This window comes from Nakamurella alba (assembly GCF_009707545.1).
GTDB classification, from domain to species: Bacteria; Actinomycetota; Actinomycetes; order Mycobacteriales; family Nakamurellaceae; genus Nakamurella; species Nakamurella alba.
The window spans coordinates 342,076-355,810 of sequence record NZ_WLYK01000005.1; the positions used below are offsets into that span (position 1 = coordinate 342,076).

Here is a 13,735-nt window from a genome sequence, read left to right on the forward strand (position 1 = left end):
TCGGCGGCGGATCCGGGCGACGGGTCCCGCTGGTCCCTGCCATGGTGCACACTGTGGTCGACGGCGCCGGCGGGCCGGCTGCCGTCCGTCGTGCCAGGGTCGTCACGCCGGTCGCACCGGAAGGGTCGCTGTCGACCCCGACCTGTGACACGTGCGGCGGATCCGTCGACGGCGACGTCGGACGATCCTGTCGCACAACGGTTCTCGACCCACTTCCGGCCCTGTGCACCGGGGCCCGGGGAAGGGAACCGGAGGCACCATCAGCAGGACCACCACGACATGCAGGCGGCGGTAGCCGGGCGTACCCGGCGAACCCACGTGCGAACCGGACGACGAGGAGACCCGTGCGCCACTTCGACCACCTCAGCGACGCCGTGCGTTCGGACCTGTTCCTGCACCAACCGCAGGACTTCCACTCCGAGAGCCCCCGGTCCGTGCTGGCCCATGCGCTCGGGGCGACGCTGTACATGCCCGGTAGCCGCAGCGATCTGGCCACCACGTTGCGCAAGCGGGCCGCCGAGGGTGTCCGGTCCATGGTCCTGGACCTGGAGGACGCGGTCGCCGACCGCGATGTCGCCGACGCGATGCTGAAGGTCCAGGAGACCCTGGACAAGCTGTCGTCCGATCCGCTGCCGGCGCAGTTGTTCGTCCGGGTGCGCACCCCCGACCAGATCCGCACGATCGTCGACGGTCTGCCCGAGAAGTCCTGCCACCTCCAGGGTTTTGTGCTGCCGAAGTTCTCGGCCGCGACCGGCGCGCGGTTCCTCGCCGAGATCGCGAACGCCTCCGAGCAGTCCGGGCTGCGACTGCTGGCGATGCCGGTGCTGGAGACCCAGGACGTGCTCTACCGGGAGACCAGGGACGAGGCACTGACCGCGATCCGCGGCCTGCTCCACCAGTACCGCGAGTTCGTGCTGGCCGTCCGGCTGGGCGCCACCGACCTGTGCGGCCTGTACGGGATCCGGCGGGACCGCGACCTGACCATCTACGACGTCGGGGTGGTTGCCGACCTGATCGCCGAGGTCGTCAATCATCTCGGCCGGGCGGACGGCACCGGCTACGCGATCACCGGGCCGGTCTGGGAGTACTTCGCCGGCCACGAACGCATGCTGCGGCCGCAGCTCCGGCAGACGCCGTTCGCGGAGCGGCAGGCGAGCTCCTTCCGGCACCACCTGGTGCAGAGCGATGTCGACGGCCTGCTCCGAGAGGTGTTGCTGGACAGGGCGAACGGGCTGATCGGCAAGACGGTGATCCATCCGTCCCACGTGGCGATCGTGCACGCCCTGTCGGTGGTCCCGCAGGAGGAGTACCAGGACGCGCTCGACATCCTCGCCTCGGACGCCGACGGCGTCCGCGCCTCCGGTGCCAGGAACAAGATGAACGAGATGCGACCGCACCGTCGCTGGGCCGGCCGGATCGTCGACCGCGCCGCCGCTTTCGGTGTGCTGCACCCGGATTCCAGCCACGTCGACGTGCTGTCCGCCCTGCTGCAGGGCGACGACGCGTGACGGCCGTGCTGCCCGGTTGGGTCACCGAGAGCTTCGGTGTCTCGATCGCTCCGGGGTCGTCCCCGGTCGGCCTCGAGGTGACCGATCTCGTCCGACTGGCGTTGCGCCGCAACCCACGTCGTGCCCACCTGCTCGTCTCGACCGTGCTGGGCAAGCACCTGCCGGTCGACGTGCGAACTGTCGCGGGTGCCGGGCGCCTGCTGGGCGCGCTGGTCCGGCTGCGCCTGGTCGGCGGCGAGGTGCCCGGATCCTGGGTGGACGCCGCCCGGCGGACCGTCGTCGGCGGCGACCGCGCGGCTCTGCTGGACGCTCTCCCGGCGCCGGTGCCCACCGACTGCGTGGTGCTCGGATATGCCGAGACCGCCACCGCCCTGGGACATCTCGTCGCCGAGCAGCTCGGAGCCCGGTGGACGCTGCACTCCACGCGCCGGCCCGACCCGGGCGTGCCGGTCACCGGTACCTTCGAGGAAGGTCACTCGCACGCGACAACCCATCTGCTGCAACCGGTCCCGGCCGACCAGCTGACGGAGTCCACGACACTCGTGCTGGTCGACGACGAGCTGTCGACCGGCCGCACCGCCATCGGGACCATCCGCGAACTGCACGCCACGCGCCCGCACCGCCGGTACGTGCTGGCCTGCCTGGTCGACCTGCGGTCGGCGGAGGACCACTCGGTCATCGACGATCTCGCTGCCGAGCTCGGCGTGGTGATCGAGGTGGTCGCGCTCGCGTCCGGCACGGTGCGGTTGCCGGACGGACTGCTGACCGAGGTGTCCGACTGGCAGGACGCGCATCCCGTCACCCCCGCGCTCGACTTCGGACCCCTGCTGCCGGATCCCGCCGACGTGACGTCGGACGGGTCCCTCGGGCCCGGCGCTGCGACTCCTGCTGTCGGCAGCGGGATCCTCACGGAGGTCGTGGATCTCGCGTGGCCGGCCGGACTCCCCGAGTCCGGTCGGCACGGTCTGGCGCTCCCGGACCACCCGGGTGTCACCGCTGCCGCGGAACGGGCGGCGGCGGTCGTCCGCAGCCTGCTGCCGGCCGGTACCCGCACGGTGACGGTGGTCGGCACCGAGGAGTTCATGTACGTGCCGGTGCTGATCGGTCTGGGTCTGGCGGCGGCCGGGGATCTGCAGGTCGGGTTCCAGTCGACCACCCGTTCCCCGGTCTGGCCCGCGGACGGCCCCGGATATCCGGTCCGACGGCGGTTCGTCATCCCTGCCACCGACGCCGGAGTGGACGCACACCGGTATCTGTACAACGCATTCGCGCCCGATGGCACCGATACCGCCGACGAGGCCGACGTTGTCGTGCTGGTGGGCGATCACGGCACCGACCCGGCGCAGCTGGCCGCAGCCGCCGGGGTGATCGCCTCGGCCGGAACGGTCGTCCTGCCGGTCCGGGTGGCGGCGGTACCTGTTCTTCCGGAGCCGCTGCGCGGACCGGCTTTCGGCTCGTACCCGACTGACGACGTCGCCTGGCTGCTGACCGACCTGTCGCATCTCGACCTGGAAGCCGATGTGGCGCAACGGGAACGCCTCATCCAGGCCGGTCAGGCGCACTACGCCGAGTCCCTGCCGGTCGAGTACCAGCCGGACGCGACCTACCAGCAGCTGTTCGCCGAGGTGCTCGCCGGGTCGGCGCAGCGGCTGGCCACTGCGGTCGGCGTGGTGACCGAGCTGGTGCTGGCCGAACGCGGACACGACGTCGTCCTGGTGTCATTGGCGCGGGCCGGCACGCCGATCGGCGTGCTCATGCGCCGGTGGGCGCAGCAGATGCACGGTCTCGACCTCCCCCACTACGCGGTGTCCATCGTGCGTGGCCGCGGGATCGACCGGGTCGCGCTCGGTTATCTGGCCCGCCATCACACCCCGTCGTCGGTGGTGTTCGTCGACGGCTGGACCGGGAAGGGCGCGATCGCCAAGGAGCTGTCGGCGGCACTGGCCGAGGTCCGGGAGACCGACGGGTGGGACTTCGTCGACGATCTCGCCGTGTTGGCCGATCCGGGGGAGTGCGTCCGTACCTTCGGCACGCGCGACGACTTCCTCATCGCTTCGGCCTGTCTGAACTCGACGGTCTCCGGTCTGGTGTCGCGGACGGTGCTCAACCCCGACTTCCTCCGGCCCGACCAGTTCCACGGCGCGAAGTTCTACGCCGACCTGGCCGACGGTGACGTCTCGCAGGTCCTCGTCGACGCCGTGGCCGCGGAGTTCGACGCCGTTCGCGGCGCGGTCTCCGATCAGCTGACCGCGGTGCTGACCGGGGACCGGTCGGTGACCTTCGCCGGCTGGGCCGCGATCGAGCGGATCCGCGAGGAGTACGGCATCAGCTCGGTGAACTTCGTGAAGCCGGGTGTGGGGGAGACCACGCGGGTGCTGCTCCGCAGGGTTCCGTGGCGCATTCTGGTGCGGGAGGCAGATCACCCGGACCATGCGCACCTGCGCCTGCTCGCCGCCGATCGTGGTGTGCCGGTCGAGGTCCGGCCCGATCTGCCGTACTCGTGTGTGGGACTGATCCGGCCGCTGTCCGCGGCCGACCGTGGGGAAGGATGACCGTGCAGGGACTGCAGGGATCGACCGTACTGGCCAGCGATCTCGATCGAACGCTGATCTACTCGCCGTCGGCCCTGCAGCTGCCCGGTACCGACGAGCAGGCACCGACCCTGGTGTCGGTCGAGGTCATCGAGGGACGGCCGCACTCGTTCATGACACTTACCACCGCTCTGCGGCTGGCGGCGCTCAGCCGGCAGAGCGTGTTCGTGCCCACCACCACCCGGACCATCGCGCAGTTCCGGCGGATCGGGTTCGTCGGCATCACCCACGGGTGGGCCATCACCAGCAACGGCGGCAACATCCTGCGGCAGGGAGTCCCGGACCGGGACTGGAACGCTGCCGCCCACGCCGGGATCGCCGGCACCGGAGCGTCTCTCGCCGAGGTCAAGGACGAACTGAAGCACCGGTCGGACCCGGCATGGATGTTGAAGCGACGGACCGGTGATGATCTGTTCTGTTATGCCGTGGTCGACATCGCACAGCTGCCAACTGGTTTCATCGATGACTGGCGGGCCTGGTGCGACGAGCGGGGATGGCGGGTGTCCGTCCAGGGACGGAAGATCTACGCCATCCCCGGGTCGTTGTCGAAGGAGAACGCACTGGCCGAGGTGAAGCAGCGAGCCGGCGCCTCGACGGTGCTCGCCTCCGGGGACGGGGCGCTCGACGCCGGCTTCCTCGCAGCCGCGACCGCCGGACTCCGCCCGCCGCACGGTGAGCTCGCGGCCGTCGGCTGGACCCACCCGACCGTCGCGGTCACCGAGCATGCCGGCGTGCTGGCGGCGGACGACATCACCGCCTGGTTCGCCGACCGGGTCGGTCTCGACCTCGGTGATCTCGATCCGGATGCGTTGGCCGCCGCAGTCGCGGTGTCCTGAACGTAGCTGACCCTCGCTGCTCGACCCGGCGACTGCCCGGCCGACGACATCACCGCCTGGTTCGCCGACCGGTCGGACTCGACCTCGGCGATCTCGATCCGGATGCGTCGGCGGCGGTGTCCTGAACGCAGCCGACCCTCACCGCTCAAGTCGTCTGCGGCCTTGTCGACTGTCGAGCCGGCAGCAGAGCTCGGCGACACATTCCATCGTCGCTCGGTACCCCGCCTGCTGCGTCGACGGCCAGAGCCGGCACCGTGTCGCACTGGGCGAGAACGACGACGAATCGCGCTCGGTCACCTCGCTTCGACGCCCGGCTTCGCGGGTCGCCGGTTGGGGCCGAGAGACCGGATCGCAACTCGGCGCCGGACGCTCGAAGAACCGGCGTCCGGGGACGCCTCCGGCGGTATCGGTCCAGGTTTGTCGTCGTTGGCAGACCGCGACGCTCTCGCGATGCGGCGGGATGGAGTCGTTCCACGCCTCCACACACTGCTGATGGCGGCAGCGAACCCGCGGCGCGCCGCGGTGCGGTGCTACTGAACCACAATGCTCGAAATATGTTCCTGTACAACGGTTCTCGATCAACAGTCCTGACGTCTCTCCGGATACGTCACCGTGACGAATCGAGGTAGGGCAGGTGGATGCGTCGAATTCGTTTCCGGTTGCCCTTCCAGACGTTCCCGGCCGGCCGGATCGTGGACATCGCCGACTTCAGCCATCTCAACTACCCCCGGCTCGCGCGGAGCGGTAGAACCTGGCCACGGCCGAGCCGCAGCGGGGCGACGTTTGATCGCCGGGCACCCATCAGTGAGCCGACCGCCTGGGTGTGCTGCCGTCGATTGTGATCAGCGAGTGCGACTCCGGCTACCCACCGGCGCCCATACAGTACGACGGACCCGGAAAACGGGGACCGGCCGCCGAACCCGACACCCGATCCAGGAGTGGTCCTCGCAGTGGCCGGTGCCGGCGAGAGCGTTGAACCTGGGAGTCGGCGACACCATCGCGGTGACCGTCGATGCGACAACCTCGCGCGCGACTCCCGAGGCCAGCGGCGCGCCCGAGCACGCCGCAAACGTCGGAACATCGGTCTGAGTCCTGCACCTCTCCTCCCGCCGGGGCCAAGCGATCCGGCCGCCACGCCGGGTCGAACCGCGAGCGGCGGTCGCCGCGAAACCGACTGCGGCGCAGCTGTTGTCACCTGCGCCGACGACAACACACTGGGGGCCAGCGCCGCCGGGTCGACGGATCAGGAAGCGCTGCCGGTCGGGGGAGCGGAGTTCCGGAGTCCGGGCGGCAGGGCCTCGGGCGACATGATCTGGATGATGCGGTGCAGATCGTCCACCGTCGCGAACTCGACGACCACGCGGCCCTTCTGCCGGCCGAGCTCGACCCGGACCCGAGTATCGAAGGCGTCGGACAGCTTCTCGGCCAGGGACGAAAGTCCAGGCATGATCAGCTTTTTCGGCGCGGCACGCTTCTTCGTCCGGGACTTCCCCGCCATCAGGACAACTGCTTCTTCGGTGCCGCGGACAGAAAGGCCCTCCGCCACGATCCGGGCAGCGAGGTCCTCCTGCTCGGCCGGCTCCTCGAGTCCGAGCAGCGCCCGCGCGTGACCCGCGGACAGCACGCCGGCAGCCACCCGTCGCTGCACCGCCACGGGCAGCTTCAGCAGTCGGATGGTGTTCGAGATGACCGGCCGGCTGCGACCGATGCGAGAGGCAAGCTCCTCCTGCGTCACCTCGAACTCCTCGAGCAGCTGCTGGTAGGCAGCCGCCTCCTCGAGCGGGTTGAGGTTCGTCCGATGGATGTTCTCCAACAGGGCATCGCGGAGCATGTCCGCGTCCTCGGTACGGCGGACGATCGCCGGGATCGTGGTGAGCCCGGCCTGCTGGGCAGCTCGCCACCGGCGCTCACCCATGACCAGTTCGTAACCGTCGTCGACCGGTCGCACGACGATCGGTTGCAGCAGACCGAACTCACGGAGTGAGTGTTCCAGTTCGGCGAGAGCGTCCTCGTCGAACACGGTCCTGGGGTTCCGGGCGTTCGGCCGGATCTGGTCGATCGGCAGCTCGAAGTAACCCGGCCCGCCGGACGAGGTGACCGCTGCGGACGCCATTGCTCCGGAGTCATTGCTGTCCGTCGGCGACTCCTCGACCGGGGGAGTGGCGGTCGCTGTCGCGCCATCGGCCTCGGAAGCCGGTGCCGCGTCGTTCGCCTTCTCAGCTGCGGTCGCGGCCGTCGCCGATGTGGATTCCGCCGCGTCCGACGCCGTCGTCGACGCTGCATCGTCCTTCTTCGGCGGACCCTGCATGAACACCGCATTGACCGTGTTCGTCGCCGGACCCGTGGGGATCAGCGCTGCCAGCCCTCGACCCAGTCCGCCTTTGGACTTACTCATGCCGATTCCTCCGCACCGTTGGTGGCCGCTGTCGTAGTGATGTGGTCGGCGCTCGTGCCGCCGCTACCCGTGTCTCCCGGCCCGGTGCCGGCACCCCGGTCGGCGATCTCCCGGGCGGCGTCGAGGTAGCTCATCGCACCGCGGGATCCCGGGTCGTAGGTGAGGACCGACTGGCCGAACCCGGGTGCCTCCGACACCTTCACCGAACGCGGGATGACGGTCTCCAGCACCTTGGTCCCGAAGTGTTCGCGAACCTCGTGGGCGACCTGGTCGGCGAGCTTGGTGCGCCCGTCGTACATCGTCAGCAGGATCGTGGAGACGTCGAGGGACGGATTCAGATGCTGCTTGACGAGGTCGATGTTCCTGAGCAACTGACCGAGCCCTTCCAGTGCGTAGTACTCGCACTGGATCGGGATCAACACCTCTTCGGTTGCCACCAACGCGTTGACGGTGAGCAGACCGAGTGACGGCGGGCAGTCGACGAAGATGTAGTCGTAGGAGTCCGCGACCTCGAGGAGCGCCTTCTTCAACCGGGTCTCCCGAGCCACCATGGAAACGAGCTCGATCTCGGCGCCGGCCAGGTCGATGGTGGCGGGAATGCAGCCGAGCCGGGGCGCATAGGGACAGGTCTGCACCGCCTCGGCGGCTGTGAGCTCACCGAGCAGGACTTCGTAGATCGATGGAGTGCCCATCGACCGATCGACCGCCAGTGCGGTCGACGCATTCCCCTGCGGATCCAGATCGACCACCAGGACGGACAACCCTGCGAGTGCCAGTGCCGCCGCGACGTTCACGGTGGAGGTCGTTTTCCCGACCCCACCCTTCTGGTTCGCCACACTGAAGACCCGGCGATGGCGCGGGCGCGGCATGGTGAGACCGCCGCTCTTCACCTCGATCGCCTGCCGCGCAGCACGCGCAATGGGGGAGTCGTGGAGTTCTGCGGGACCGTTCAGGCTCGAAGTTTCACGTGAAACATCGGCATCCGAAGTCACCCGGGCTCCCATCTCGAACACCGCCCGAGAAGCGGAAGGTGTACGTCGCAGACTACGGCACCACATGCTCGCGACCAGATCTGCGCACGCAGTCCTGTGGACAGCCGTGGGTATCCCTCATGGTCGGGTTGAGGTCCTGTCGGCGGGCTCCCGCGGGCACCCCACCGGGCCCGGCAGCGAGCCGGGCAGTGCGTTCGTCTGCATCCACAGCGCGCCCCGCAGTCCGCAGGGCCAATGGGATTCTCGGCACCGGGTCGGGCTGACCAGAGAACTTGGCCGGCTCCTGTGATGTTGCGGAAGGTGTGGGCCGCCGTGCTCGTTCCGACGGCAGTGGGGGGTCAGAGACCGCGAGCGTGACCCAGCTTGGTCAGCGAGCCAAGGCACACCGGCCGTTCACAGGTCACCCGCGATGCCAGCTCGCCGATGAAGGTGGCACCCAAGGTTTCCGGCTGGAGAGGTCGAGCATGTTGGCCACCTTCGGGCCACCGGAGCGGCAGGCCGACGGAGCCCTTCGAGACCTCGATCCCCGCTCTCCCGCGGCAACCGAGGTGTTTCACGTGAAACATGACGACCATCGCGACCCATCTGGCTGTGCCGCTCACCACCGAGATCCGCAGCCGCAGCATGTTGATGCACCACAGCATCCAGAGCGGGGCTGCGTCTGTCCGCCACAAGGTAGATGCGCGGGGCAATGTCGGCCCATGAGCGTCACCGCCGTGTGTCCGAGGCCAACCGCCACCGGGGTCACACCCGGACATGCCGTGCTCGGCGCCGGACTGTTTCACGTGAAACACGCAACCGACATCACCTCTGTGACGGTGCCGCGACACGCCGCTCGCCAAGCCGTAGCGGATTCGAACACCTCCGGCGACCACACCAACTCCGCACCCATCGACGTGCCGAGGTCCGCCACGGCAACGCACGTGGTTCCGGCACACTGAACAAGGCCACGGCCAGGAGCGCCGGGACCGGCTGAACAGCGCCGCATCGAACGGGCCCGTTCTCCGCGTCGGCGGCCGTGACGTTTCACGTGAAACGCTTGAGGCAGAAGCGTCCTCTCAGAGCGCTGCGTCCGGTCCGGAGCTCCGACCGCTGCCGGCAACGACCGACCGAGAATCACCACAGCCGCTGAAGCTCCGGAGCCGTCGAATGCTCCGGCCGTCCGGTCGGCCGAATCCTCGCGCCGGCACCGAGGATGATTCCGTGGCACAGGGTCAGGGCCGGCGTCCACGGCCGACGACGCCGGGACACGCAGGCACTGCACCCGCCGCTCGAAGAGTCCGCGACAGCTCGTCTGCGGGCCCGGCCGTCTTCACGGACTGATGTATCGGGCGAAGCCAGTTCGGTGACGCGGCGACCACAACGCCGCGGATCGCTCGCGAGGCGCCCTCCGGCTACCCGGCAACCGCAGGGCCGCGGATCACTCGCGCAGCGTCGCGCACGACAACCGGGCAGTCTGTCCATCTGCCCAACTTGTTTCACGTGGAACACCGGGCAGACGTCGACGCAATCGGACCCCCTCCCGGCCGGTTGCAGAGCTGACTGTGTCTCCCAGTTCCGAACTCAACCTCCGGCCACAGCCACTGGCATCAGCCTCGCCGACAGCAGACCTGACCCACGGCATCGTCGAGCGAGACAGCCGAACCACCCTCCGGGCCGTTGCACACACCCGATGACAGACTTCGCCGAACCGGGGCCGCGATCGCCGTTGCGGCGGAGCTCCACCTGCCCCACGTACGAGCAACAGCAATACCGGGACGGGCCGGCTCCGCTATAGGTCGAGCCGCATACCTGCGCACCACTGACCGGAATGCTGACCGCGAGACGAGCGGGAGGCGTTGGGTCACCGCCGGCTCGAGGTGGACGCGACACAGCGATTGCACTGTTCGCCTCAGTCGGCAGCAGCGTCTGATCCCGGTCAGCGATGCCACCACCAAGGAGCCGGCACCGCACGCCGGACATCATCGTGCGAGAAGCCCAGGTGACGTTCACGCAGCCAGTACTCAACCGGATCGGTCGAGGCGATCTCCGTCGGGCGAGACGGCGGAGAGGTACCCACAGGTGAATCCCGACCCAGCAACTAGCAGCGCGACGGATGCCGAACATGACTCCGGTCCCGGACATGGGGTCACGGTGCACGCCGTGGTTGAGGCACGTAGGCACCCCGACTCACGCCAGCGAGTCCCTCTGGGCGACCGGCAGGAGCGCTCAGTCCCCGCGGCTCACACCGGCTGTGACTGCCATTGCCGATCGACGGGCACTCGGACGACGCCGCTGTCCATGACATCGTGTGGGGGAGGGGAGTGCAGGACCATCCCGGTCCGTGCGCGCTGGGGGTTGGTCCGCTCCAGGCCTATTGACAGCGGCGGCGGCTGTGGCGGTTCGGATGCGCTCACAGTTCCTGTCAGGTCGCCTGTGGTCGGCCTCGCCAGGATCGGCGAGGCCCGCGAGCTACCAGGGGTACCCGACGTTGCGGGTCGACATCCCAGACGTAACCCGTAACCCCGCCATCTCGCGCCCCGTCTCCGCAGCCCGATCGCGGCGGCCCTGTTTCACGTGAAACGGGCCTGCGATCGTCGCCGACGGAATCGCGTCAGCAGCGTCGTCTCATCGACGGTATGCATCGTGCCTATGGCTCAGACCGGATGACTGCATCCATCACGAACGGGTTCGCCGGAGCACCCGCCGATGATCGTCAGCTGAGCCAGCGGACTGTCACAACACCGCCCCTCGGCAGCCGGCCCCAGCCATGTCACCCGCGGCCGCCGGCGGCGACGAAACGCTGGTTCCACCGAGACGACTGGGGTCTCACGACCCGGCGTCGGCGTCCGATCCACACGCAGCAGCTTGATGGACGAGCCCCCGAATGGCGTTGGCCGAAACGCCGCGCAGCCTGCCGCTCGTGGCCACCGGCGCCGACCACATCCCAAGACCACCAACGACCTGGAGTCCCACGACCCGGCAGTGACGTCCGATCCACCAACACGGCCTGTTCGCCAAGCCCCCGGAGGCACCGGCGACATCGTTGCGTCACTGCTCGATCACGGTCACCAATGGAGAGGTTCGGTGCCTGGGTGACATCGCGGCCCTCGGCTCCGGCCGGCATGGTGGCCTCCGCCGGCGATTCGATGCGGACTCCCATCTGTGTCCGCGCCCAGAAGTCGAGCACTGGTCGCCACCCAGAGCCCGGTGAGAAGCACAGCGGGAAGCTCTTGGTGATGACCGGTCGTCAGCGCCGGCGGGCAACGAGGTTGCTCACCAGGGTCCGGCCGACAGTCAGGGAGAGGTTGAGAGGCAGGACCGGCCATCGCCGGTGACCTCCCCTGGCCACCGGCGTCCGACGCCCATACGCTGACTGCATCGTCCGACGACGGGCAGACCTGATGATGAAACAGCAGACCGGAAAGGTCGCGCGGCTCAGTAGCGGCCCCACCTCTGGCCGGCGCTCCGATCCGACTGCGTTCGCGGTCCAATAGGCCTGGCGCACGCTCCCGCGCGGTAGCCGCGGCGGCGTTCCATGTGGAACAGGCACGTCGGCGGTGCTCCCGGCCCGAAGGGCGGCGTCAGCCACCCGCACCTCGACGAGCATGGCGGCGCGCCTTGTCGTGTCCGAGCCGCAGGAGGTCGACAACTTCGCCGCCGGTCGAGTCGGGACTGATCACGCAGACCCACCCGAGCGAGCCGTACACCGGATGGGCGAAGAACGTGTCGGTCGCGGACACGTCCCAGGTGTCGGGCAGCTGCCGCCGCGGCAATCCCACCAGCCGTTCGAAGCTCTCATCGTCGACCCGGATGTTCACCCGCCAGCGCGTCGGATAGTCCAGACCCGAGCGGTCGTCGTCCGGATAGTCCTTCACGATGATCGTCCCGTACGGTTGCTCCCGCGGCATCACGCCGTCCGGCGCGTAGTACATGAAGGCGTCGCCCCAGGCGATCTCCGGAAACTCTCCGCCTCTCGCGGGGACCACCACCAGAGAACCCTCGAAGGTTCTGACTTCGGCGATCAGTTCGTCCATGTCCATGCTTCAAGCATGACCTTGAAGTGCTTGTGTGGGGTTGTGGATCCGTACGCACAGGGCGCTGCAGACCGACCGCTGCGCACGATCGACCTCTCCAACGAGTCGGGGTACTCCGTGCAACAGGTCCGCGACCTCGAGAGGCTCGGGGTGATCCCACCCGCGATTCGAGAGCGAAACGGATACCGGACATTCACGCGTGTTCACCTCGAGACGCTGAAGCTGTACCGCCGACTCGCCGAGGCCGCCGGCCCGGTCGCGGCCCGGCGGGTGCTGGGAATGGCCCGTCACGAATCACGCGGTGCCGTCTTCGATGCGGTCGCCCGCCTGCACGTGGTGAATGTCCGGGCACGGGACGAGACCATCGGCGGCCTGTCGGCCATTCGCCGCATGTCCGCAGAATCCGAGGAGCGAGCGGGCTCCCGCAGCGGCAGCGAACCGGGTGGGGGAGGGGAGGTCGCAGAGGAGCAGATGACCATCACGGAGTTCGCGGATGCACTGGGCGTGCGTACCTCGACGCTACGGTTCTGGGAGCGGGAGGGCCTGATCCATCCGGAACGGATCGGCAGTCAACGTGCGCGCCTCTATCCGCCGGGGGCTGTTGGGGAAGGACGGCTGGTCGCCGCGCTCCGCGCTGCCGGGCAGGGCATCCCCGCGGTCCGGGCCACCATGACCGATCTCGGCCGGGGCGCGGACATCACGACAGTGGCCGCGCTCCTCGAGCGCCGGCTCGACTTGATCGCCACCAGAACTGCACAGCTGCTCCGACTCGGCGCAGACCTCGTTGAGCTGTTCGAAGAGATCCAGTCCTCCGGGTCTCCCGGCGGTGCCGAACCCCCGAAGCCATCGGACGACGAGCAGAACTCCGGAGCCGCGTCCGCTGATGTTTCACGTGAAACGGAGCCGAGCACGGAAGACCGCTCCACGGCACACGCCGAATGATCGCCGGCGCCACGCCCAACTACCCAACGCCAGAGCGAGAGATCTGCCGACCTCAGGAGCCTCGGCGTACAGCCGCCCACCGGACACCCTCCGGCGCCGCAAGAGTTGTCCACACGACTGATCCACAACGGTGGACGGAATGACAGGCATGTCATTCGCACCCAGGATGCCAACCGGTCAACGGATGTCGCTCGATCCGCATCAAGGGCCTCGACCGCCCGTCATGGCTGGTGACAAAGTTGTCCACAGCCGCTGTCCACACTGGGGATCGAATCACATCCGTGTAGTTCAGGAAGACCGACCCGCAGTGCGTTCCACTGTGTCCACATGCGTTGTCCACACGGTGGACAGAACTACATCCCTGTCATTCGGCCGAGACCTCTTACCGACAGACCGGCGACGCCGTCGATGCCAACAGCTGCCGGAGCAGGCCGCATCCCACCGATGGGTACGCC

Annotated in this window: 6 protein-coding genes and 1 pseudogene; 4 read left to right on the forward strand and 3 right to left on the reverse strand. The window is 68.7% G+C overall.

Translation table 11 applies throughout. The features are described 5' to 3' along the window. The first annotated feature begins 344 nt into the window (after nucleotides 1-344). Genes GIS00_RS13630 through GIS00_RS13640 form a run of 3 tightly spaced genes read left to right on the forward strand, consistent with a single transcriptional unit; the run spans nucleotide 345 to nucleotide 4,935 of the window. On the forward strand, nucleotides 345-1,508 hold the full coding sequence (locus tag GIS00_RS13630) for an HpcH/HpaI aldolase/citrate lyase family protein (RefSeq protein ID WP_322097935.1): 1,164 nt from the start codon (nucleotides 345-347) through the stop codon (nucleotides 1,506-1,508). Beyond that, nucleotides 1,505-4,060, forward strand: a complete 2,556-nt coding sequence (locus GIS00_RS13635) for a phosphoribosyltransferase domain-containing protein (RefSeq protein WP_322097936.1) — start codon at nucleotides 1,505-1,507, stop codon at nucleotides 4,058-4,060. Before GIS00_RS13630 ends, GIS00_RS13635 begins: the two co-directional genes overlap by 4 nt. Continuing rightward, nucleotides 4,057-4,935 carry an HAD family hydrolase gene (locus GIS00_RS13640; protein ID WP_154768974.1) on the forward strand — a complete coding sequence of 293 codons (879 nt, stop codon included), beginning with the start codon at nucleotides 4,057-4,059 and terminating at the stop codon, nucleotides 4,933-4,935. The genes GIS00_RS13635 and GIS00_RS13640 overlap by 4 nt, the downstream gene beginning before the upstream one ends. Before the next feature lie 1,243 nt (nucleotides 4,936-6,178). Here the strand turns inward: GIS00_RS13640 and GIS00_RS13645 are convergent. The 3 genes and pseudogenes from GIS00_RS13645 to GIS00_RS13660 all read right to left on the reverse strand — a co-directional run bounded on the left by GIS00_RS13645 (nucleotide 6,179) and on the right by GIS00_RS13660 (nucleotide 12,344). Next, on the reverse strand, nucleotides 6,179-7,330 hold the full coding sequence (locus tag GIS00_RS13645) for a ParB/RepB/Spo0J family partition protein (protein ID WP_154768975.1): 1,152 nt from the start codon (nucleotides 7,328-7,330) through the stop codon (nucleotides 6,179-6,181). Nucleotides 7,331-7,425: 95 nt separating this feature from the next. Further along, nucleotides 7,426-8,334 (reverse strand): annotated as a pseudogene (locus GIS00_RS13650) (ParA family protein); the annotation flags it as partial. A 3,551-nt stretch (nucleotides 8,335-11,885) separates the two neighbouring features. Continuing rightward, nucleotides 11,886-12,344: a DUF6194 family protein gene (locus GIS00_RS13660; RefSeq protein ID WP_230313539.1), complete on the reverse strand. Its 459-nt coding sequence runs from the start codon at nucleotides 12,342-12,344 to the stop codon at nucleotides 11,886-11,888. A 9-nt stretch (nucleotides 12,345-12,353) separates the two neighbouring features. Here GIS00_RS13660 and GIS00_RS13665 point away from each other — a divergent pair, with 9 nt between their 5' ends. Next, nucleotides 12,354-13,280, forward strand: a complete 927-nt coding sequence (locus tag GIS00_RS13665; RefSeq protein WP_154768978.1) for a MerR family transcriptional regulator — start codon at nucleotides 12,354-12,356, stop codon at nucleotides 13,278-13,280. The last annotated feature ends 455 nt before the right edge of the window (nucleotides 13,281-13,735 follow it).

Coding starts and splice junctions, on each gene's coding strand:
- GIS00_RS13645 (WP_154768975.1), bottom strand. CDS start 7,330: ATGAGTAAGTCCAAAGGCGGACTGGGTCGAGGGCTGGCAGCGCTGATC.
- GIS00_RS13665 (WP_154768978.1), top strand. CDS start 12,354: ATGACCTTGAAGTGCTTGTGTGGGGTTGTGGATCCGTACGCACAGGGC.
- GIS00_RS13640 (WP_154768974.1), top strand. CDS start 4,057: ATGACCGTGCAGGGACTGCAGGGATCGACCGTACTGGCCAGCGATCTC.
- GIS00_RS13660 (WP_230313539.1), bottom strand. CDS start 12,344: ATGGACATGGACGAACTGATCGCCGAAGTCAGAACCTTCGAGGGTTCT.